This window comes from Microcoleus sp. FACHB-SPT15 (genome assembly GCF_014849525.1).
GTDB classification, from domain to species: domain Bacteria; phylum Cyanobacteriota; class Cyanobacteriia; order Cyanobacteriales; family Coleofasciculaceae; genus Symplocastrum; species Symplocastrum torsivum.
This window is the reverse complement of sequence record NZ_JACJNU010000028.1, coordinates 185,068-207,525: the sequence shown is the minus strand read 5'-3', so window position 1 is coordinate 207,525 and position 22,458 is coordinate 185,068. Positions and strand designations below refer to the sequence as shown.

The 22,458-nt window shown below is 46.6% G+C and carries 14 protein-coding genes; 4 read left to right on the top strand and 10 right to left on the bottom strand.

Annotated features, from left to right (window positions below):
• Positions 1-508 precede the first annotated feature (508 nt).
• Positions 509-3,124, bottom strand: coding sequence for a glycoside hydrolase family 9 protein (locus H6F98_RS09070; protein ID WP_192218336.1), 2,616 nt, complete (start codon positions 3,122-3,124; stop codon positions 509-511).
• A gap of 819 nt (positions 3,125-3,943) precedes the next feature.
• Positions 3,944-4,378, bottom strand: coding sequence for a hypothetical protein (locus H6F98_RS09065; protein ID WP_192218335.1), 435 nt, complete (start codon positions 4,376-4,378; stop codon positions 3,944-3,946).
• 352 nt (positions 4,379-4,730) lie between these two features.
• Between H6F98_RS09065 and H6F98_RS09060 the strand changes: the two genes are divergently transcribed.
• A complete protein-coding gene (locus H6F98_RS09060; RefSeq protein ID WP_192218334.1) occupies positions 4,731-5,726 on the top strand; it encodes a cellulase family glycosylhydrolase in 996 nt (331 codons plus the stop codon).
• A gap of 67 nt (positions 5,727-5,793) precedes the next feature.
• On the opposite strand, the gene H6F98_RS09055 is transcribed toward H6F98_RS09060, so the two are convergent.
• Positions 5,794-8,241, bottom strand: a complete 2,448-nt coding sequence (locus H6F98_RS09055; protein ID WP_192218333.1) for a zinc metalloprotease HtpX — start codon at positions 8,239-8,241, stop codon at positions 5,794-5,796.
• A 380-nt stretch (positions 8,242-8,621) separates the two neighbouring features.
• Positions 8,622-9,737 carry a carboxylate-amine ligase gene (locus tag H6F98_RS09050; RefSeq protein ID WP_192218332.1) on the bottom strand — a complete coding sequence of 372 codons (1,116 nt, stop codon included), beginning with the start codon at positions 9,735-9,737 and terminating at the stop codon, positions 8,622-8,624.
• Positions 9,738-9,954: 217 nt separating this feature from the next.
• Between H6F98_RS09050 and H6F98_RS09045 the strand changes: the two genes are divergently transcribed.
• Positions 9,955-11,811, top strand: coding sequence for a WD40 repeat domain-containing serine/threonine-protein kinase (locus H6F98_RS09045; RefSeq protein WP_192218331.1), 1,857 nt, complete (start codon positions 9,955-9,957; stop codon positions 11,809-11,811).
• Positions 11,812-11,999: 188 nt separating this feature from the next.
• On the opposite strand, the gene H6F98_RS09040 is transcribed toward H6F98_RS09045, so the two are convergent.
• Together H6F98_RS09040 and H6F98_RS09035 are read right to left on the bottom strand one after the other, a co-directional pair.
• Positions 12,000-14,189, bottom strand: coding sequence for a tetratricopeptide repeat protein (locus tag H6F98_RS09040; protein ID WP_192218330.1), 2,190 nt, complete (start codon positions 14,187-14,189; stop codon positions 12,000-12,002).
• Positions 14,190-14,520: 331 nt separating this feature from the next.
• Positions 14,521-15,003 (bottom strand): DUF29 domain-containing protein, encoded by a 483-nt coding sequence (locus H6F98_RS09035; RefSeq protein WP_192218329.1) that lies wholly within the window; start codon positions 15,001-15,003, stop codon positions 14,521-14,523.
• Between the two features lie 155 nt (positions 15,004-15,158).
• Here H6F98_RS09035 and H6F98_RS09030 point away from each other — a divergent pair, with 155 nt between their 5' ends.
• Both H6F98_RS09030 and H6F98_RS09025 read left to right on the top strand, forming a co-directional pair.
• Entirely contained in the window at positions 15,159-15,443 is a 285-nt protein-coding gene (locus H6F98_RS09030; protein WP_192218328.1) for a type II toxin-antitoxin system Phd/YefM family antitoxin, read from the top strand.
• Positions 15,440-15,865: a type II toxin-antitoxin system VapC family toxin gene (locus tag H6F98_RS09025; RefSeq protein ID WP_192218327.1), complete on the top strand. Its 426-nt coding sequence runs from the start codon at positions 15,440-15,442 to the stop codon at positions 15,863-15,865. The genes H6F98_RS09030 and H6F98_RS09025 overlap by 4 nt, the downstream gene beginning before the upstream one ends.
• Positions 15,866-15,988: 123 nt before the next feature.
• Here the strand turns inward: H6F98_RS09025 and H6F98_RS09020 are convergent, their stop codons facing one another.
• The 4 genes from H6F98_RS09020 to H6F98_RS09005 form a co-directional block, all read right to left on the bottom strand.
• Positions 15,989-19,174: an efflux RND transporter permease subunit gene (locus H6F98_RS09020; RefSeq protein ID WP_192218326.1), complete on the bottom strand. Its 3,186-nt coding sequence runs from the start codon at positions 19,172-19,174 to the stop codon at positions 15,989-15,991.
• Positions 19,175-19,476: 302 nt separating this feature from the next.
• On the bottom strand, positions 19,477-20,781 hold the full coding sequence (locus H6F98_RS09015; protein WP_192218325.1) for an efflux RND transporter periplasmic adaptor subunit: 1,305 nt from the start codon (positions 20,779-20,781) through the stop codon (positions 19,477-19,479).
• A gap of 156 nt (positions 20,782-20,937) precedes the next feature.
• Positions 20,938-21,378: a DUF6220 domain-containing protein gene (locus H6F98_RS09010; protein WP_242058446.1), complete on the bottom strand. Its 441-nt coding sequence runs from the start codon at positions 21,376-21,378 to the stop codon at positions 20,938-20,940.
• Positions 21,379-21,520: 142 nt separating this feature from the next.
• Positions 21,521-22,225, bottom strand: a complete 705-nt coding sequence (locus H6F98_RS09005) for a DJ-1/PfpI family protein (protein WP_192218324.1) — start codon at positions 22,223-22,225, stop codon at positions 21,521-21,523.
• Positions 22,226-22,458 lie beyond the last annotated feature (233 nt).

Sequence of the window (22,458 nt, the reverse complement as noted above, 5' to 3'; positions counted from 1 at the left end):
CAACTGCTTACTCTTTGACAGTAGAAAATTCACACGGGTTCCCGTCGCCGCCATGTGCAACTCGTTTAACTGACTGTCAAACTGAGCAAATTCGCTCTATTCTCAGGTCTGTTTGGCGCTTAAAGATGGACAATTTCCAAACTGGCTAGCCAATCTATCTTTATAGAGAGGGCAAGGGTCTGATCATAATTAAGATACTCATACATATAATATTGTTAAGTATCAGGATATATCCTAGAAAAAATAAAACCCACTCACGTGAATTCGCCAGTGGGAGAACTATCAATCATCGTTATTGTATCCTAGCGAGGATAATAGCTAACTTCAGCCAAATAGCGCAATTAAACTGCGCCACTTGGCTGAAGCTTTTAGTTAAAAAAGTGTTGGAAAATCTGTAAGCGAGGATTAGAGGTTTGGAAAAAGCCTCTAACCCTTAACGTCTTAACCTAGTAGGCTTACTTTTGTCTCAAGCAACTTTGCAGGAATTGTTCCTGAGGTCAGTAATCTACTAGATCAGAGAATGGCTTTCAAATTCAGCCCCCACGACATTCGTAGCTGGAGGGATACCGGAACTTAGAGCTTGATCGGACAAGCTAATCGTAGAGTCTGGTAAGTAATAATCGTTCATCCCAAGATTAACTTGGCTATCCTCTCCGTAAGTAGTGTTGCTACCAAGGGCAATTTCCGCACCCGTAATCTCTGCATTGGTCTTGGCAATTTGCTCTGGTGTGTCCCAAGGTGTCAGTCCACTGACCGTTGCTTGAGAACTAGCGATCGCATCTCCCTCTAATTCCCCATACATCCGAGCCAACGCACCCGTGAAACCAGCGTTGTAGTCGAGGGCGACCTCATTGGTGATGTAGTTAGTGCGATCATCGGTGTAGGCATTATCGTTAGGTGCCGAGGGGCCACCGACAAGAGCACCAACAAGGACGTTGCGATTATCAACAGGGTCGTTAATATTATTCGTGGTGGAGCCGTGGGCCCCGCGATGATGGGGATTCTGCGGCGAGTTTTCACCGAAACCAACCATGTAGCTGCGGTTGTTGGGGTTGTCGCCGAGAATGTAGTCAATCTGCCCCTCAGCAAAGTCGGAGTAGCGATTGTTAGGGTCATTTACAGTGTCGCTGTAGATGCCTGCAAGGAAAGCAGTGTTGGCACTATATCGGAGTGAACCCCACTGACTAAGCCAAGCCAAGCCACCGGGAGTATAAGTGGCACCCCCACCACTCTTGTCTGTCCAGTGGTTTAGCCAGCCTTCAACATCATTACGGTATTGGGGCTTACCAGTCTCTTGGGCAAGGAGGATAGCTGCACCATAAGATTTGTCATCCCAGGATTGAGTCCATCCTTTATACACACCCTGGTAATAACTTTCAGCTTTGTTGAGGTAGGTGGTGTCGGTTGCCCCAGTAGCCTCGATCGCATTGTGAAGCCAAGTTGCCCCCCAGACAAGTTCGTCGTTGTAGCCGCTGTAGGAATTGTAGAAGTTGGCGGCATCAGGGATGGAATCAGAATATTTGCCACGATAGGTGTCGGCAAAATTGTAGAGTTCAACGGCGTGATCGAGGAGAAGATCAGCGTAGGCAGTATCAGTTGGTCGGAAGACAATCGAGGCAGCAGCAAGGGCGGCAGCCGCTTCACCAGCCAGATCTGAGCCTGGATGCTGAGCATCGATCTTGAATGCTGGGCGTGCCATAGTCATATTTTCGGCTGGTCCCCAGAAAGCATGGTCGGGTCCACCCAGTCCGACTTGTCCCCAGAACTCATTGGGTGCTGTGTGAGCTTTGATGATGTAATCAGTGCCCCACTTGATAGTGTCAAGGATGTATGGCAGTTGACCGCTTTGTTCGTAAGCGTCACGGTATTCAACAACACCCCAACCGAGCATGGTCATCGAGGAAGCCATTGGCAAGCCGAACTTAACATGGTCACCAGCATCGTAGTAACCACCAGTGAGATCAACGCCGACATCGGCACCATCTTTGAGGGCAGAATCACCGCGCCATTCAACACGATTGGTTGCAGGCAGGTCGCCAGAGCGCTGAGCTTCATAAAATAAGATGGATTTCTCAAGCGCTTCGCCGTAGTTGAAAGCCCCTGGCTGTGGTGACGATGGGGAATCGTTGTCTTGAAGGGTGGCTATACCCTGAGCATCAGCAATTGTGGCGTTGGTCGGGCTAGATAGGTTGAGGGTAAAGGTTTCATTCACCTCATCAAGAGTGTCACCCTTGACTTGCACGGTGATAGTTTGCGAGGTTTGACCAGGGGCAAAACTGAGCGTATTTGAGGTAGTAGTGTAGTCTGAACCTGCTGTTGCGGTGCCATTAGCAGTTGCGTAGTTGACACTTATCGTCTGAGTGTTAGCTGCCGAGAGGTTAACCGTGAAAACTGCATTAGTAGTCCCATTGTCCCCTTCAGTGAGGGTGACATCATTAATGGATAACTGCGGGAGTACTGGGGCAAGATCATTATCAATAATCGTGCCTACGGCTTGAGCATCACTGATAGTGGCGTTGGTAGGGTTAGACAGGTTGAGCGTGAAACTTTCGCTACCCTCAGCAAGAGTATTACCAACGATAGGCACGCTAATGGTTTGTGAGGTTTGACCAGGGGTAAAACTGAGCGTGTTTGAGGTGGCAGTGTAGTCTGAACCCGCTGTTGCGGTGCCATTAGCAGTTGCGTAGTTGACGCTTACCGTCTGAGTGCTAGCTGCCGAGAGGTTGACGGTGAAAACTGCGTTAGTGGTACCACTGTCGCCTTCAGTAACAGTTACATCGTTAATCGAGAGGGTAGGTAGTAGTCCTGGTGTACCAAGCGGCTGTCCGTTGAGAACGTAATCACTGGGATCGGTGGTAGTGGTTATGTTGCCGGGACCGGCTTGGAAACCGAAGGCGGTAGTAGCACCCGCAGCGACAGTACCATTCCAGCTAGCGTTGCGGATGACGTAATGATTGCCTTGGCGGCTAACAATTTCCGCGTTCCAGATGTTTGTAATCTCGAAAGGGGCATCAAACTCAAGCGTCCAGTTACTCAAGTTGCTGGTGCCATTGTTAGCAATGGACATATTGGCAGTGAAGCCACTACCCCAGTCATTTGTTACCGAGAATTGAACAGTATTCATTTAGGGTCAGTTCTAAGGTGTACACAACGATTGAATTAGCGACAATATTTCTTTTTCATTAACAAAAATGCCGCTCATTAGTGACTCTCAATAGAAACTGCAAGCCTCTCCTAAAAGTGTTGGTTAACTGAGAATTATCTCTGCCAAAAACTTAGAGTTTTGATTTAATTCTCATGAAGTATCTTCATTTTTCTCTCCTATGGTTGCCATTATTTTTGTAAAGGTTCATTAAAAGTTTAAATTTGCAATACATTTGGAATTTAAATAACTCTCAATAGAGAATTAGCTCAAAGCTTGCTCACGTAATGTTTAAGCGAAAGCCTAAGCCAATCAATATTATTTTGAATATATAAAGTTGTGATAAAATAAGTTTTTACTAGAGTTAATAAAACAGGGGAATTTAGGAAACTTGATTGTTGTAGCAAAGCATATTTAGTGTTGCAAACTTGACTTGTTTTGCAATGTTAAACACCTCAAGGTTCATGAAATTGAGAGTGTAATAGGTTTACCCATTTCAAATCCTCCTTGATTACAGTACATTGACTTTATATACAACGAGCTGCGCTTAACTAAAGTAAAATGGGTTGTAAAAATCTATTTTTTTCTCTAAGTCAGCAAAATTGCTGAAACATTTGAGAGATATGGCTGAGGCAGCAGCTAGCAAGCATCAAGAAAATTGAGAATATAAGACAACCCTTTCAGGCTTACGAATTTAACACCTTCACAAGATAAATTGGAAGGCAAATGCGTAAGTCTTTCTCTATTGGGCAAAGCTTGCATTATTAAGGAGAAACTCCAAAGTTGATCACGATACCTTAATTACTCTAGTTTGCTGCGTAACCAAGCCCCTTTTACTTTTGCTACCTCGCAATCTGGACTGCGAACGCTAGCTTCCCAACTCCCCTGATTTTCTGGCAGCAACCAATCGAATAACGTTAACGTACCCTTCAATGACTCAACTGCCTCACCTTCAGCAAAATTGACATTGAAGTGAATTAATATTTCCCCAGAAGCTTCCTGCCAAAACACACCTTCAGGTGAAGTAGCAGGAGCTAAACCAAAAGTTGTCAACGATAAATTGGAGTAGATCTTGCTTTCGGAAAGCAAAACTACACTACCTTGCATCAAACTATCTTCTCCGAAGAACGTATAGTTGAAACACGTTTCCAGATTTAACTTTTCATCGATTTTCCAAGACTTTAACTCAGCCCCATCGGTAGCAATCCTTAGTTTCTTGAGGAGAGTAGATAACATGTCTATTTTTTTTTGGGAGAAATTCTCGCAGATTCGTCAATTTAACCATCGACTTTAAACCCCAGCCTGTCAAGCTGTCACCCTCTTTTATAAACTTTACTAAGAGTTTAAATTCAGGAATACACTTTAAACATAAACCTAGACTAGTTGGCTCTTTTCCAACCATGAAATTTAACGGCACATCAGCTTAGCCCTCTTCTGCCAAATTGGGGTAAAACCTTGATTTATCGTGGGCTGAAACAACGTAAATTCGTCGAATTTCCCAAAGTGACACAAGAGGGTTCGTTTGTCTATAGCAAAGCGTTTAGACCTAAAAACAGTGTAATTCGGTAGTGAGACAAGGACTTGTGTAATGAAAAATAAATTCAGGCAAACAATGTTAGGGTTTTTTTTCTTTTTGTTACTCGGTTTATTTATTCCTTTTGCTGTACAGGCATCAGATCCTAGTTTCTATGTCCAAGGGCGACATCTTTATGCAAAAGATGGAGACAAAGTTATTCTGCGTGGTGTGAACAGGATGGCAGTTTGGGCAGAACCAACAGGTGAGTTTAGCTTGCCTGAAATTGAAAAAACAGGTGCTAATGTTGTCCGAATTATGTGGATGATGGGAAAACCAGCCGAAGAATTTGATGCAATCATCAGAAATACCGTTAAATTAGGGATGATTCCGATGATTGAAATTCATGACGCGACTGGAGATTGGAGTAAACTTCCCTCAGTAGTAGACTATTGGGTTAATCCAGCAACAGTTGCTGTCATCAAGCGTCATGAAGAATATTTGTTAGTAAACATCGCTAATGAAGCAGGAGCGGATGTTTCAGATGAGGATTTTAAAGCAGGTTACAAAACTGCTGTTACCCGGATGCGAGAGGCGGGAATACATGTTCCTCTAGTTATTGATGCATCAGGTTGGGGGAGAAATGTAGAACAACTCCACAACACAGCACCCTGGCTACAACAGCAAGATCCTGACCAGAATTTAATGTTTTCTGTTCATTGGTGGCACAGCGATAATAACAAGGAAAGAATTACCGCTGCCTTGGAGAAAGCTGTCGCTTTAAATATTCCCTTAATTGTTGGAGAATTTGCGAATAAAGAAGTAGGTTGTCGAGGAGCGATCGCATATCAGCATATTCTGAAAGAAAGCCAGCGGCTAGAAATTGGCTGGATGGCGTGGGAGTGGGGAGGTGAACCTGGTAATAGTGATTGCCATGAGATGGATATGACTCCCAGTGGACTTTTTGAAGATTTGCATAGCTGGGGTCTAGAGGTGGCAGTTACCGACCCAAACAGCATCAAAAACACATCCGTTCGACCCCAATTTATTCTCAACAAAGCACATCAATAGCAATTGCTGAGCGTTCAGGTTTTCTTTATAAATGACCTCTTAGCAATCCCCAGCCTACTTGTAGAGACTAAGCTTCCCAGATTGAATAAGCTCCCCAGATTGCTGCAACAAACGCCAGCAGTGTTAGCCAGATTGGATACTGGGCTTGCACTACTTTGCCAGAAGCACGTAGGGTTTCAACGTCAAGCCAAGGCGTTGCACCCCGACGCAACCATCCAGTCACTGTAACTTGCTGATCGACCAAGTCGCTAGGACGAGTGCGTTGAGGGAAAAGATTACCAAAAGGACCAAGATAAGACGAGTAGTGGAGTCTCACTAAACCTGTGGAGGTTTGCAAGATTAAATCCTGTCCTAGCCAGTTAAGTAAGCCACGACGCCCTAAGAGGTTACCCGTGAGTTGAAGCGGCTGGCTATCGGCGGGTACAGTAGCTGGATTGGCAAAAGACTCTCCCAAATCGGGTTCATTTCGGACAGCCGCAGGTTTGATATCGGGAAAGTAGCGATTAATCCAGGTAAACAGGCAGAGGCTGAACACGATCATGATACAAGCGTTGAGAAACGGGCCAGCGTTGTGTAGCCAGATGAGTTGCCAAACATTGAGCTGATCGCTAATTTTCCCAATTACCCAGAGGATAGCTCTGAGAAGACTGCCCAAGACTAACCCAGCCAAGAGGGTGCTTTGCAGCAGAGGTAAGGCTTTAAAGATGTTGGTAAGTTTGGACACCAGTGCTGCATTATTAGGAGTTGCAGGAGCGATCGCAGGTAAATCTAACTCAGTCTCCAACTTCCAGAGTTGGGCGTAGCGGGCAAGCATCGCTAAACGCTCACCGAGGAGTGGGTGAGACGTACTGAGGATTAACCAGTCACGGTAACGGTTCGTGCAGTCCCAGGTTAAAACATCTTCAAAGGGTGTTAGGGGAGAACAACTGCTGAGGATAATTGCCTGCCGATAGCCTACAGGCTGCATTAAATTAAAGCTTTCTAATAAGCCGCTAGTTAGGCGAGTGGTTTGGATGTCTTGGGTAATCCCAAGGGCAATTTTTAGTAAAGCACGGGTCATGCCATTGGGGTTGCCTGTTGTTTCTACAGCAAGGCGATCGCTATAGTAAACCCTGGCTCTAGAAAACCACAGCAACGGTAACTGGAGTAGCCAGTAAATCCCATAACTTACAGAGGCAATCACGCCCGTGATGCCCAAGATAATTGGCACAAGAATCTGCTGGGCTGAGGGAAACTTATTTCTCGCCAAATTGGCTAACCGCTCTCCTGACTGGGTGAGCAGCCAATAAACCATGTAGGGTAGCTGGATGAAAAGTACGCCCAGAGACATCAAGATAAAATCTCTATGGACGATATGTCCCAACTGGGTCGTGTAAATAGTAGCAATCTCATCATCTGCTAACTGTGCCAATAAGCCCTCGCTGACAACAATTCGAGCAGTGCGAGGGAGATTGCCATAGGTTAGCGCTACTGGGGCATTAGTGGGTAAAATTCCCAACTTGGGTAACGGGATGCGGCGTTTGCGGCAAAGACTTTGTATTACCTTCCCCGCCTCTGGGCTACGGGAGGAAAGTTGCGACAGGCGTAGGGGTTCAAGACCATAAAAACGTTTCAATAGCAGATCAATTAACCAGGGAGATGCAATTAGTAGGATTCCCAGAATGATGAGGAGTGCTGGGGTTGGGTTGCGGTAGAAGAGTTGAATCGGACTGAAAATGGGCAACTTGACCAGAATAATGTTCGTTTGCCTCATTGCAAATTCAACAACAAAACGCAGCACCCAAAAAAAGGCGATCGCACTGAGAATTTCCACAGCCCACAGGCGTATAAACTTCAGGGGTTTGAGCGGTCGCCAGTCCTTAGCACGTCCGCTGTTGCGCCATTGTGTGAAGAGTGCAGGTTGAGGCGTGGCGCGTGGTGAGTCAGGAGTGGGAAGTTGGGTAGGGTATTCTGCTACAGATTCAGAACGTTCTGGTATCGGTGCTTCTGTGGGAGTAATGTTGCTTTGCCTGTCCTGAGTTGTGGAGTTAGGAGGCAAATTCTTCGTAGAACCTGTTAACGGCTGCTTGATTTTAGAAGGTGTTCTCCGTGGTGGTGTTTTCGGAGTGGAGGGAGTTGGATTAAAAGCGACAAACCCTGTTGATGCTGAATTTGGATTGTTGGCTTGCCCTTCTGGCTCAAACGTCTCTAGATCTTGAGGGGCATTACTCAAGCCAAAGTTTTTAGCTCTAGGGGAGGGGAGGTTTTCCCCTGTCAAGTTGGATAGGGTACTGGTTGCCCACTCCCTAACCTTGGGATCAATATGTTTAGCGAGGGATTGGCAACGGGCGATCGCTTTTTCAGGGTCACCGCTACGGTAATATGCCATTACTAGCCCTTTTGAAGCCCGTACAATCAGAGAATCGTCTATCTCCGTCTCACAGACACCCTCAAAATGTGCGATCGCAATTGGGTAGTTTCCCTGCTTCAGAGCAGCTAGACCAGTATCAAGCGAAGGATTGGGAACAGAGGCCATAATCTTCTTTCATGCTGTTCCTTAACATACCCTTACAAGGGTAATCTCCGATCAAGTAATTTGCTGAATTGGGGATTGGGGATTGGGAATTGGGAATTGGAACTTACACCTATTCACCCTGGCTTCCCCTAGCGCTTCTGCTTTTTATAGCTGTCGCCCTAAAGGTTAGGACAGATTTAACGACCCAAACAACCACATACTACTAATAAACATAAAAGCCTTCTGCCCTCTGCCTTCTGCCTTTTGCTATATCTGCTGCGAAATTCAAACAGGACTTACGCACTACCTCCATATATAGTAGGGGCGCACAGCTGTGCGCCCCTACTAATGGCGCTTCCAAGAGTAAATTGCGTAAGTCCTATACAAAAATAGAATTACCCTCATGCGGTTCCTTTCTCCGTCTCCTCGATGATTAAATCAACGACATCCTCTATGCACCCCGCACGTTTGTAAGCTTTGCGCTGTCGGCTGGCGCCTGTGCCGCGTTGCATGGTTTCATGTACGATTGATGAAATTTCATCCCACTCTCCAGCATCTTCAAGTGATGGGCGCAGGAATGTCAGAAATTTCTCTACCAGTTCACGCGCTGGGACGGCAGTAAGATTGCTAACGTCCATCAAGTCTCCTTCCAAACCATAACGTGCGGCACGCCAATGAGCAGCCCGTAGGAGTTCAGGGCGTGCGGTGACAAAGGGTTCATCACGGTACGCTTTTTCGTAACAAGTCCGCGCTAAAGCACTCACAAGTCCTGCCACCATCACCGCTTCGTCTATCGTCAAGCACACATCCGTAACGCGAAACTCGACGGTTGGATATCGTTCGGAGAGGCGGACATCCCAGTAAATCTTCGTTGCTTCCTCCACACTTTTAGTAGCAACTAAGGCTTCTACAAGTGTTTTGTATTCGCCATGGGATTGGAAAATAGAGGGAACGCCTGATAGGGGCCACCTACTCCAAATCTCGGTGCGATAACTTGCATATCCTGTATCTGTACCCAACCAGAACGGTGAATTGGCGGATAGAGCGAGTAAGGGTGCAAGCCATACCCTGACGCGATTCATGACTTGAATTGCCATCTCGCGATCGCTAATCCCGATATGGACGTGGCAACCGCAGATCAGTAGCTCGCGTGTGAGTTGTTGATAATCTCGTTCCAGGCTTTTGTAGCGATCTTTGGGTGTAATTTGCTGATCTTCCCAGTGAGAGAAGGGGTGTGTTCCAGCAGCAGCGATGCGATTACCATCTTTTGCGGCGGCGGCAATGACTTCACGGCGACTGTGTACGAGCTCTCGACGCACATCTGCAAGTGTTCGACAGATTGGTGTTCCAATCTCGATTTGGGAAAGTTGAGCTTCCGGCTGTACCTCTTCACCAAGTGCTTTCCGTGCAATTGGTAGTATCTGCTTAACACGCGAATTCAGCTCACGGGTTACAGGGTCGATAATCTGATATTCCTCTTCGACACCGATAGTGAAATCGTCTGATTCGGGTGCCATGATGGGAGTTCCAAGATGCGCTCAGGTGTTAACTTTAGCGTTGCAATTAATGCGATCGCATCTCTCTGAAGGTTAGTTGAAGATGATCATAAGGTTTAGCCGCGTGATGCGATCGGGTTTATGTCTTAGTTGGCGAGACGGATAGTGCGATCGCGTTTTGAACAGGACAGTTCTGGGAACACTCACAATAGACTCTTTTGCCGATTACTAACCTGTTATGAGCTACTGCCTGAACCCGGATTGTCAGAAGCCCCAGAACCCTGATGGGTCAAACTTTTGCCAAAAGTGCGGTACAAAACTTTTACTGGCACAGCGATATCGTGCTATCAAACCTCTTGCTCAAGGGGGCTTTGGCAGAACGCTTTTAGCAGAGGATGAGTACAAGCCATCAAAACCCCAGTGTGTGATTAAGCAGTTTTATCCTCAAGGGCAAAATAATTCTGGCAAAGCCGCCGAGTTATTTCAGCAGGAAGCAGTGCGCTTGGAACAGTTGGGCAAACATCCCCAAATTCCAGAACTGTTCGCGCATTTGGAGCAAGATAGTCGCCAGTACATCGTGCAGGAGTTCATCGACGGACAAAACTTAGCCGAGGAGTTGGCAGAAACGGGTGTTTTCCGAGAAAAACAGATTTGCAGCCTCTTAGGTGACTTACTGCCTGTGCTGCAATTTATCCATGAAGGGCAGGTGATTCATCGGGATATCAAGCCAGAGAATATCATCCGTCGTCGCTCGGATGGCAGACTGGTGCTGGTGGATTTTGGGGCGGCTAAGTATGCGACTGGAACGGCTTTAGGCAAAGCTGGGACATATATCGGCGCAGCAGGTTATGCAGCCCCGGAACAGCTATTTGGGAAAGCGGTGTTTGCCAGCGATATCTACAGTTTGGGTGTCACCTGCATTCATCTGTTGACTGACATTGAGTCGCCTGAGCTGTATGACGCGATAGAGAATGCCTTTGTGTGGCGCAATTACCTACCCAACAATCCGGTGAGCGATAAACTGGGTCGCATTCTGGACAAAATGACTCACAGCATGGTTAAGCAACGGTATCAATCAGCATCAGAAGTAATGCAAGACTTGGAGATTTCGGAAGCAACAAGCGTCGATGTTGTAGCACTCTCACCTACTGTACAGACACCCCCTAAAATTGCAGATCAAAACATTTCCTTAGTTGCTACTCTCCAAGGGCATTCAGCCCAAGTTCTTTCTGTAGCTTTTAGTCCCGATGGCAAAACTCTAGCTAGTGGCAGTGGATACAAGGACAAAAACAACTGCCTCAAACTATGGGATGTTGATGTCAGACAGGAGATTTGCACTATTAAGGAACATTCTGGTGGGGTTAATTCCATTGCTTTTAGCCCCGATGGCAGGACTTTAGCTTTTGGTAAGAGCGACACTATCAAACTATGGAACGTTAGCACCGGACAGGAGATTAGCCACCTCAAAGGGCATTCAACGCAGAGTTTATATATTGAGTTAATTTTTTCCCTTGCTTTCAGTCCCGATGGCAAGATTTTAGCCAGTGGCAGTAAAGACTGCACTATTAAATTGTGGGAGGTTAGCACGGGACGAGAAATTAGCACCATCAAGGGGCATCGCAAATATATTAATTCTGTAGCTTTTAGTCCCGATGGCAAGATTTTAGCCAGTGGCAGTAAGGACAAAACTACTAAGCTGTGGAACGTCAGTACCGGACGAGAGATTATGACACTCAGAGAGCATTCATACGGGGTTAGTTCTGTCGCATTTAGCCCTGATGGTAAAACTTTAGCCACTGGAGGTGGAGACAGCACTATCAAAATGTGGGACGTTCGCACCGGACAGGAAATTAGCACCATCAAGGGGCATTCAGCATTTATTACGTCTGTCGCTTTTAGCGCAGATGGCAAAACTTTAGCCAGTGGCAGTGGGGATCGGACTATCAAAGTATGGGATGTTTCTACTAAACAGGAGATTGTTACTCTAGAGGGGCATTCAGATGTCGTTGATTCTGTTGCTTTTAGCCCGAATGGACAGATACTTGCCAGTGGGAGTTGGGACAAAACAATCAAAATTTGGCGAATCACCCGTTAGGGATTGTTCTAGAAGCGATCACTGTTTTAACTTGAATGTCACTGACTTAATTAAATTCAGATCCCCCCAGCTCCCCTTAAAAAGGGGGGAGAATCTTCTCAAAGTCCCCCTTTTTAAGGGAGATTTAAGGGGATCTGCACTACATAAACGAAGCCAATTAAGTTTGAAAACACGCCCTAGCCCTTCATTTACAACCGTGGCAAAATTTCTGGTAACAACTGCCCTGGAACTTTCGATAGAGCAAGGTTTTGTCCAGCAATGCCACCTTCACGGTAGAAAGCACGAATGGTTTTGACAATGTAGCTGAGGGTAGTTTGATAAGAATCCGATTGCGGAGATACACCTGTACAAGCTTGTATGTGTTGGTGTAGAGCCGCTTCAAGATGAACGGATTTAGACGCTTTATCTAAGGAAAAATGTGCTTCTGTGGCTAGTTGGTAATATGCGAGTCCTAGATTGTTATAAGTTGAAAGGACATCGAAGTTTATCGGGATTGGTGGGGTGTTGCGCGAAAGTTGCTGGACAAGCGCGATCGCACTTTCATAAGTGGCAATACAAGACTTTAAGTATCGTTCCTGTGCGTCTGGTTCATCTTGAAATCGATCGGCTAGGTGCCAGTAAGCTGTGCCTAGGTTATTTTGTGTAGCAGCACAAGCCGCAGGAGTAACGTCTGGTTTACGGTACATCAAAGCATCTTGATACGCTGAGGTTGCCAACTCTAACCAGTGTTCTGGTTTTTCGTATTGGGCAAGATTCCAGTAGGCAGTACCCAGGTTATTTTGAATCATTGCCCAACTCAACGGCTCGGTTTTCGTGTTGTAATACGACAGGGCTTCGGCATAAGATGCGATCGCAGCTCGTAAATTGGCAACGGGTGATTGATGTTGAGCGAGATTCCAGTAAGCTGTCCCTAAATTGTTCTGTGTGGAAGCATACTTGAGTGGTTCGCTTTCCGCACGGCGATAGCGCAAGGCTTCTTCATAAGCGCGAATCGACTGCTCTAAGTTCTCTGCTGAGTCTTGATGACGAGCTAAGTCTCCGTAGGCGGCTCCCAAATTATTCTGAATCATTGCATAGGTTTGGGGAACCTCTTCGGCAACCAGCCTTGTTAATGCCAGTTGGTAAGATTGAATCGCTTGCTCTAGGTAGGACAGGCTATGATCAACGCTGCTAGGAGAACGAGAGAGTATCCAGTAGAGATTGCCAACGTCATTGAGGATATCGGATAAGTGAGGCGAGTCCTCTCCCAAGTATTGCAGCGCTTGCTCATACGCCTGAATTGCGATCGCTAAATTCTCCTCAGACGCATCTCCCTGTTCAATCACTTGGCGATAGTAGTTACCCAGTTGCAGATAAGAGTCAGCTTGCAACGCTGTTGGGTTAGCTGAGGGCTGTTGGACGTTTGGCTGAGAGGGTGCCGCTGATTCGCCTAACTTGATATCTGGAATTTGGTACTGATCATCATTAGCTTGCTCATCAGATTGAGTAGGCTCATTCTGAACACTATCACCTAGCCTCAAATCAGGCTGAAGCGGTGCTACCCGATTTTCTGTTGGCTCCTTTGGAACGGATAAGGGGGAACTAGGAGTAGAGTAAGGAAATGTTGGGTAATTTGTTACAGGAGGAAACCCCCCACCCAAGGCGTTGAATGCTACTTCTGAACCGGATTGAGGATATTTGAAATCGCCGTCGTGCTGTTTTTCCTGACCAATGTCAGCTAGCTTGACCAAATCTTGAGTCAGCAGCGTTCGCAAGTCTTCCTTGAACGAACCCGTTGCTTCCTCAGATGGTGGTGAAGGCTTAGATGCTTCTGGTTTGGAAGCGCCAACTGGGGGTAGTGGTGTTGGTTCTCCTTCAAATTCAAAGATAGCCGTATGCAACTGCCAAAATTCTGGGACAGATTGCTGAATGGTATGAAACCAAGGTCTTGGTAACCAAATTAACAGTGTCGATTCCAGGCGTGAGAGATTGTGTTCAATCGTTTGTAAACGCCGAAGGAACAATCGTTGCACTGTTGGCGATTGCCGTGTTAAACGCTCAATGCCCAAAATCTGAAATCCAGGCATTGGTGCAGGACTTCGGGATGGTCGATTTTTCGCTAACCATTGCGCCATCTGCCCTAGAGGATTGGGGGCGCTCAAGCTTAAGTTCAAGCTCACTAATTTTGGGTGATTTTGAGCATTCAATAGCTCTTTTGCTGAGGTTGCACCCATCTCAGCGTGCAACTTCCCTGCCAATCGATTACGCAAACTTAGGTCATCACACACCGCCACAAAAAGTTGGCGGCGCAATCCCAGACTCAAGGCAAGTTTCAACCGTTGATAGGTTTGCCGATTCCAATTTGAAACTTTATGTGAGGCAGTATCCGTTGCTGTCATGCTGGTAACTCATCAGGCGCAAGTGCGTAACACTTTTGTGCTGGCGCAAGAAGACAAAAGCGTTGCAGGAGTGGGTGTCTATATAGTTCTTCCTCGGATTTTTACCTGAGTCAGGATTAGCTGAGAGACTCTTAGAAAAAGAGCTAAGGGCTTTGATTGGGTTGAATCAGGACAGTTGTTCTAAATTGCTCAACATCCTCTATTCTCTTGTAGAACAAAATTAGATTGACGCTTTGGGTATCAATAACAATCCAACGCGGCTTAATTACAAAAAACAGACACTGCTGAGGAAATATCTCTAGAGGAAAAGCCTGGGTATTCTTGCATCTCATTAGACTATGCGATCGCCTTCATCAGGTAAGTAGTCAGAGTTGAGTGTTTGATCAGCACAGAAAGGAGGTTCAACTGGAAATACATCAATTGCTAGTCCCGTTTCAGCCGCCGCTAATTCCCTAGCATCTTGGTAACACTCATCCAATATTTCATTAAAGTACGACTGTAAGCTTGGGCTTTCTTTGAGTGCTTTTTTGAGTCTCTGCCGATGCTCAACAATAGTCGTTAACCAACTGTTCGATCGTTTCCCTGATTGATACCTATATTTGAGGAGATGCATCAATAAAATCTTGAGGTTGCTGTAAACTGCGCGTTTCTCACTCCTGCCCATGTCTTCAATTTCTTCTAGCAAATTAGCGACATCGAGTGCAGAAAGTTGTCCTTCTCGCAAGAGGTTAGCGGTTGTCTCCAACCAGAGATAATAGTCCTGTTCATAGAGAGTGGGAAGATTGCTGGCAGTTGTCGGTAGGGATGGTGTCATGGGGAAAGATTGCTGTAGAGTTGCTCTACTTTCAACCTACTGCAACTAGAGATTTCGCGTTTAGCTGTAGGGAAAAACCTTTTCCCCTTAAATCCTAATCTAGTCTCCAATACTAAAATATAGCCATAAGTATAGCCATATAGTTTTGCAACCGAATGACACTTAACCAGTACTCAATTGCCCAAGTCCGCGATCGCTTTGCTCAAATCATTCACGATGCAGAAAATGGTAAGCCTGTACAGATTGTGCGGCATGGTAAACCTGTAGCTGTTGTGTTATCGCTGGAAGAATATCAACGCCTAACCTCAGACCAGGTAGGATTTGGTGTAGATTTAGCGAAATTCCGTCAGAAGTACCACATCCAGTCGTTGGATATTGAGCAGGATGAGGTATTCAACGATGTTCGTGATCACTCTTCAGGTCGAGAGGTCAGCTTTTGAGCAATCCTCAATTTTTGTTGGATACCAACATCTTGTCCGAGCCTCTGCGTCCAGTTCCGAATCCTAGCCTGATGGAATTGTTGGTTAGGTATAGCGGCTTGACTGCTACAGCTACAGTTGTATTTCATGAGATGCTCTATGGCTGCTACCGTCTGCCCAATTCTCGAAAACGCCAAGCAATAGAAGCTTATCTTAGGGAAGAAGTTGGAGCAAAGTTGCTACTTTTACCATATAGTACAGAAGCCGCTAAATGGCACGCTTATGAGAGAGCAAGATTAGTTGGGTTAGGCAAAACTCCATCTTATGTTGACACACAAATTGCCGCGATCGCTGTGGTCAATAATCTGGTTTTGGTGACAAACAACGAGGCAGATTATGCTGACTTTCAGGATATTCAAATAGAGAACTGGTTTGTCAATTAACATTACTTAAAACACATCACCTGTAATTACTCTTGATACAAAAAGGGTAAAGGTAAAATGCTTTCTACCCTTACCCCTGAATACTTCCAATGAATTAATGCTGTTAATTAGATGAGCAATAACTTACTTCCCGACAGGGGATTTAGGTTTTCCACCATTGCTAGTCGGTTGCGATTCTTCAAGGATGTTTGGCGATCGCTTTTCTCCACCTTTCTTTTTCCCACCTTTCTTACCCAAGTTGGTAATCGATCGCTGTAAGTTATCCACATAGGTGAACAACACAGGTACTACCAGCAATGTTAGTAGTGTTGAGGTAGTGAAGCCTCCCATCAAAGCAAGGCCCATTGGACTGCGTACTTCAGCGCCTGCACCAAGTCCCAACGCTAAGGGAATTGTCCCCGCAATCGTAGCGAGAGAGGTCATCAAAATCGGTCGCAAGCGATCGGTTCCAGCGTTGATTAATGCCTGATATTGAGACTTGCCTTCTTCCTGGTTGATTAACGTATAGTCCACCAGTAGGATTGAGTTCTTGGTCACAATTCCCATCAAGAGGACAATTCCAATCAGCGCATATAGTCCTAACGCCTTTTGAGCAATCATTAAGCCGAGTAGTGCGCCTCCCAAGGAGAGGGGTAACGCCACCATGATTGTCACAGGATGGAGGAAGTTGTTGTACAGCAGAACGAGGATGGCGTAGATGCACATGATGGCTAACGCGATCGCACCGCCGAAGCGACCAAAAATCTCTTGCATAATCTCCGCATCCCCAGCCGATTGTTGCACGACTTCTGGAGGTAGCGGATTCAGTGCTGGTAGCTTATTCACTGCTGCAACCGCATCTCCCAAGGCAATTCCTTGTAAGTTTGCTTCCACTGAAACCTGACGAGAGCGATCATAGCGATCAATGGTTGCAGGGCCACTACCGAAACGGATATCAGCGACTGAGACTAAGGGAACCAGTGTATTATTTGAACCTGGCACCCGGAGATTTCTGAGTGTATCAAGGTCGTCTCGTGCCTCTGGGTTAATTTGCACTCGAATCGGAATTTGGCGATCGGGGAGATTAAACTTAGCCAAGTTTGCTTCGTTGTCACCGATAGTCGCAAGCGAAGCTGTTCGTGCGATCGCTTGTACCGTCACGCCCAAGTCAGCAGCACGCGCTGGGTCAGGAATTACCAAAATCTCTGGCTTTACTAAACTTGCAGTGGAACTTACTTCCACTAATCCAGGCACCGTTCTCATCTGCTGTTCTAAGGCATTAGCCGCAGTTGATAAAGCTTCAGGGTTTTCACTCTTGAGGAGAAGGGATACATCCTTGCTACTTCCTGCTGCACCTTGACTCTGGAAGCTGATTCTTGCTCCTGGAATTTGGGACAATTGTGGACGCAATTGCTGCTCAAACTCTACCTGGGAGAGGTCACGCTCCTCTTTCTCTTTGAGCTGAACAAAAATTGTCGCATTATTCACACCTCCCCCATCATTACCGCCACCACTTGAGCCGATAGTTCCCAGCACACTGCTAACGGCGGGTGAACGTCGGATTAACCCACTTGCTTGCTGCACAACTTTGTTGGTATCTTCCAAGGTAGAACCGGGAGGCAGTTCAACGGTAAGCGTGGAAATACCCAAGTCACCATTATCAATGAATCCTTTGGGAATTAAGGGGACGAGCATCAAGCTGCCGATGAAAAACGCGATCGCAATTGCCATAGTTGTCATTCGATGCCGCAATGCCCATTTCAACAAGCTGCGATACGGTTGGAATCGTCTACGGAAGGTAGAAGGAAAACCGTAGAAGGGAAAAGAGTCTTTCTTCTTACTCGGTTTCTTCTCCTTGAGTAAATAAGCCCCCATCATTGGGGTTACAGTACGCGCCACTAAGGTAGAAAAGAGAGTAGAAACGGCAACGGTTACCCCAAATGGTTGGAAAAACTGACCCGGAACGCCACCCATAAAGGCAACAGGCAGAAACACCGCAATAATCGTCGCGGCACTAGCAAGTACAGCTAAACCAACTTCTGCTGAAGAATCAAAAGCCGCTTGCCGCGACGTTTTCCCCATCGCCATGTGCCGTTCCATGTTTTCAATTTCCACGACAGCATCATCAACCAAGTTTCCCACCGCTAACGCCAAGGCTAGCAAGGTCATGCTGTTGAGGGTGTAGCCCAGTAAATACTGAACACCAAATGTGGGAAGGATGGATAGTGGCAAGGCGACGGCGGTAATTAAGGTTGCTCGCCAGTCTCGTAAAAAGAGCAGAATCGTCACCACTGCCAAGGAACCTGCTTGAATCAGGTCATCAATAGTGCCTTGATAGGATTCGCGAATGAAGTCAGCTCGTGTAAAAATCAGTTCCAGCTTGACATCACGGGGAAGAGTCTTTTCTAGTTTCTCGACTTCTTTTCTAACCCCTTCTTCTACTGTTACGAGAGTACTGCCTGTGCTACGCAACACCTGGAATGCCACCACAGGTTTACCATCTAGCAGTGCTTGCTGCCGTACCTCGGCATAGCCATTAATTACTTCTCCTAAGTTGGATAAAGGGGTTGAACTACCATTCGGCAGCACAATTTCATAAGTTTTCAAGACATCCACATTGGCTGCACTACCTAATGTCCGGATGCTTTGTTCGCTTCCTCCAATCTCCCCTCGTCCCCCTGGTAGGTTGACGTTGAAGGCGCGAATTTGGTCATTGACTTGAGTAGCAGTAATTCCAAGAGCCTGTAATCGGCTTGGGTCGAGGTTGACTCGAATCTCACGATCAACACCACCAACCCGCTTGATCTGAGAAACGCCCTTGACTGCTAGTAAGGCGCGGCTAATGGTCTGGTCAACCAAGTAGCTCAAGTCTTCAACTGAGCGACTTTCCGAGACAACTGCGTAGGTCATAATCGGACCCCCCGCAAATTCCAGTCGCTGGACAATCGGTTCGTTAATGTCTTGCGGTAAGTCTTGCCGGATTTGGGCAACGGCATTCCGCACGTCGTTGGTGGCGCGATCGCTATCGGTACCTAAGACAAAATTAATAACAGTGCTAGAAACCCCGTCATTAACTGTGGAAATAATGTTATCGATATTACCCAAGCCAGCGACAGCGTCTTCAACTTTCTTCGTTACCTGAGATTCGAGTTCCGAGGGTCCTGCACCAGGTTGGGTTACGGTCACTGAAACCGTAGGAATATCAATATTTGGATTGGAATCAATTCCCAACCGAGTAAAGGAAAACCACCCTACTACGGTCAAGACTAAGAACAGCACCAGTGTTGGAACTGGCTTACGAATTGACCACGCGGAGATGTTGAACGACATAAAAAATTTGGATTTTAACCTTTAGATGTGACCTCAGCGGGAAAAGATGCATAAATTGTTGCTTCTACTTCTAAAATAATTGTTAAAAAGGAAGCTAGCCTTGATCCTGATAAAATTTCCGTAAATTTCTTGAAGCTTTCCATCAAATCCTGACATTTCTTGCCAGCCAGAGTGAGAGTGCCTTCGTTAAGACCCTCTCTCGTTTCATCGCTTGGGCAATGAAACTTTTACGTTGCTTGAACTGGCTAATCTTGAGTTTGTTCTCTTACCTCTCGGTCGTTACAGGGCAACTACCCTTACCCTTATTGATTCGCTACCCTGACTGTATCGCCATCTTTGAGAAAACCTGCTCCGGCTACCACCACGCGATCGCCTGGTTGCAAACCGCTTCTAATCTCGACATTTCCATCATTGACAACTTCCCCTACTTCTACCTTTCTCGCTTGCACTTTGCCTTCACCCGATAGTAGGAATACTATGGCACTGTCGTCCGGTTGGGGGAGAACTGCCTTGTTTGGCACGGTTACTCCAGTTGCCGTTGTCGTTGTAATTTCAACATCGGCAAACATCCCAGGACGCAGTAAGTTCGTTTGCGGTATGTCAATTCTGACTGTTGCTTCACGGCTTTCGGCATTGACTAAAGGCGCAATTTCTCTAACTTGTCCCGACAGGCGAACACGGTTATCAGTATCGGAGGTAATTGTGGCAGGCGCACCAATCCGAACTTGCGGTAGTTGCGTAGCGGGAACCAACGCCTCAAGTTCCAAAGCACCGTTGCCGATAATAGAAAATAGTTTTTGCGTTCCGTTACTGACATCCCCAATCTGAGCCGTTTTTTCAGCAACCACACCACTAGCAGGGGCGCGAACAACCGTTTGTCCTAGCTGTGTTTGCAGTTGTTGAACGGTTGCTACACTGCTACGGACATCAGCTTCGGCGCTACCAATCTGGGCTTCGGCACTCGCAACGGCTTCTCTGGCAGTCGCCGCCGTTGTAGCACGGGTTTCCAGTTCCTGACGACTAATTGCACCGTTTCTTGCTAAAGTTTGATACCGTTGGAGATTGCTTTGTGCTTCTGCGAGTGTTGCACGGGCTTGCTGCAATGCCGCTTGTCTTTGCTTTACAACGGCTTGATTTGAGGCAACATTCGCTTGTGCGCCAGCCAGTTGCGCCCGCAACACCGAATCATCAAGAACTGCCATCACTTGTCCAGCTTTGACAGTTTGTCCCTCTTCCACCAAAATTAGCTTAACTTGTAAGCCTGTTGCCTGGGGGAGAACAGGAATCAAGTTACGAGCGGCAACTGTACCCGTAGTTGCTAAGGTACGGGCAATAGGACTCGTTTGTGCTTGGGCAACAGTGACAGTTGAACTGGGTTGTGCTGCTTGTTGTGTATTATTTTCCGTCTTACCCGTTGAGGGTTGGCGAGACAGCAGTGTTCCCGCGCCAGCCGTAAGCGCAATGCCGACACCGATGCCAATTGCCACACCTTGCCATGCTGTGAGCTTTCCCCTCTTCCGGCGAGGTGCAAAGGACTCATCTAGCTCATCGTCCCACGTTTCATCAAGTTGATCGGCTGGTGTATCTTCTGAAGATTTGTTGGTCATAGCGCTCCCTCCACGTTCTGACCTGAGTGGCATCAGTTGCAATGCAAAGAAATGCAAATAGCTTCTTTAACTATGATGCATCATCCGGACAAAGCGCTAACGTTCTGTAACTCTGATAACCGATTCCCGAAGGAGTTCAGAACGCAGGAGTTAATGTCAAAAGGCTTCCTCTTCTTTAGGAAACAGGAAACGACTGACGCGATGTACCAACGTGGTGGATACCGAAAACAGCGTGAAACCAATCAGCGGATGTGCGATCGCTAGTGGAATCGGAGTTTTGAGATGAATCGTCAGAAATTGCAATCCCAACAGGACTGGTAGACTGGCGGTGAGGCTTTGCACTCGGCGAGGAAGGGTAATTCGATATGCCCATACCAACAGAATCAGGGACAAGCCGCTGTAGCTACGCACCAGCCACACATGAGCCTTCCACCATTGGGGGTTGTAAAAATAAGCCAGTCCCACTGTCAATACTTGAGCATTCAGACAGAGATTAAAAGCCAGGACGAGAAGAAAAAATCCCATCAGTGACCAATGTAGTGAGGTTTGAGGCTGAGGGTCGAAAATGGGTTTAGCTGGTTCTAAAGAGCGTGACATATTGGTTAATTAATATCTAATTGGAACACGGTTAGATTAGGAGCAGCTAACGAGTCTCGTATAGACCGCGATCGAGTACAATCGGCGCTACCGCAGCACAGGCAAAAGATGCACTCACCTAAATAGACTGCCCTGTTAAGAATTAAGCCTTTAGAGCCAAGAATTGCTCAGATGTTCGTTGTGCAGCCTTGCGAAATTCATTAAATACTGTCTCGTATTTCTGCATCACTTTTTGTGTCAGTTCAACCCCCGCTAACTCAGGACTACCCGTACCATAGGGAGGATGAGGGGCATACTCCAGGGTCAATTCAACTTCTTTAGCCGCATCTTCACCACGCAGCTTTCCAAGTACAATTAAGCCCGCATCAAAAGAACCTGAAACCGGACTGGCTGTAATTCGATTTCGATCAACAACGACCTCGCCTCCCTTCACTGGAATTGCACCAAAGCTAGGAAGTTCATCGATCAGTGAGAAACTTGCCGTAGCAAGGTACCCGTTGAGCAATCCTACTGCACCTAATATGAGGCTTCCCCCACAAATACCAATCAGGTATCTTGCTTGATTGCCTCGCTCTGCCAGAAATGTTAACGCCTCATCCGACAACATTCCCACAGAGGCTCCAATGCAAAGAACATCAAGGTTCATTGGGCACTCTGCAAAGGTTGTTGTCGCGTGCATTGGGAAATAGGGATAGCCAACAATGAGATCTTTGTTCTGCCAAATGAAATGAATCTCACAGTTGGGAACAACGCTGAATACGGTATAGACCCCAATGATGTCTGGGATGTAGCAGTTTGGACTAATGAAAATACCGATATGTAATGTCTCTACTGCTTGAGTACTCATTTTTACTTCTCCGTTTGGCTTCTTTCACAAGCCGTTGACTAACGCTAAGATAGTCCCCCTTCCTCAAATGCAGATAGACCTCGATCGGGTACACTTTGCCGCATTATCTGATTCCCGCGAGGGCGATCGCGCCGTCTTGACCTACTTTGACAACCTTAGGACTTACGCAAATGATACTAAATCTGATTCTATAGCCCCTTTTTCGGTTCTAGTCGTAGAGACGTACCCTTCGG

Coding starts and splice junctions, on each gene's coding strand:
- H6F98_RS09070 (WP_192218336.1), bottom strand. CDS start 3,124: ATGAATACTGTTCAATTCTCGGTAACAAATGACTGGGGTAGTGGCTTC.
- H6F98_RS09065 (WP_192218335.1), bottom strand. CDS start 4,378: ATGTTATCTACTCTCCTCAAGAAACTAAGGATTGCTACCGATGGGGCT.
- H6F98_RS09060 (WP_192218334.1), top strand. CDS start 4,731: ATGAAAAATAAATTCAGGCAAACAATGTTAGGGTTTTTTTTCTTTTTG.
- H6F98_RS09055 (WP_192218333.1), bottom strand. CDS start 8,241: ATGGCCTCTGTTCCCAATCCTTCGCTTGATACTGGTCTAGCTGCTCTG.
- H6F98_RS09050 (WP_192218332.1), bottom strand. CDS start 9,737: ATGGCACCCGAATCAGACGATTTCACTATCGGTGTCGAAGAGGAATAT.
- H6F98_RS09045 (WP_192218331.1), top strand. CDS start 9,955: ATGAGCTACTGCCTGAACCCGGATTGTCAGAAGCCCCAGAACCCTGAT.
- H6F98_RS09040 (WP_192218330.1), bottom strand. CDS start 14,189: ATGACAGCAACGGATACTGCCTCACATAAAGTTTCAAATTGGAATCGG.
- H6F98_RS09035 (WP_192218329.1), bottom strand. CDS start 15,003: ATGACACCATCCCTACCGACAACTGCCAGCAATCTTCCCACTCTCTAT.
- H6F98_RS09030 (WP_192218328.1), top strand. CDS start 15,159: ATGACACTTAACCAGTACTCAATTGCCCAAGTCCGCGATCGCTTTGCT.
- H6F98_RS09020 (WP_192218326.1), bottom strand. CDS start 19,174: ATGTCGTTCAACATCTCCGCGTGGTCAATTCGTAAGCCAGTTCCAACA.
- H6F98_RS09015 (WP_192218325.1), bottom strand. CDS start 20,781: ATGACCAACAAATCTTCAGAAGATACACCAGCCGATCAACTTGATGAA.
- H6F98_RS09010 (WP_242058446.1), bottom strand. CDS start 21,378: ATGTCACGCTCTTTAGAACCAGCTAAACCCATTTTCGACCCTCAGCCT.
- H6F98_RS09005 (WP_192218324.1), bottom strand. CDS start 22,225: ATGAGTACTCAAGCAGTAGAGACATTACATATCGGTATTTTCATTAGT.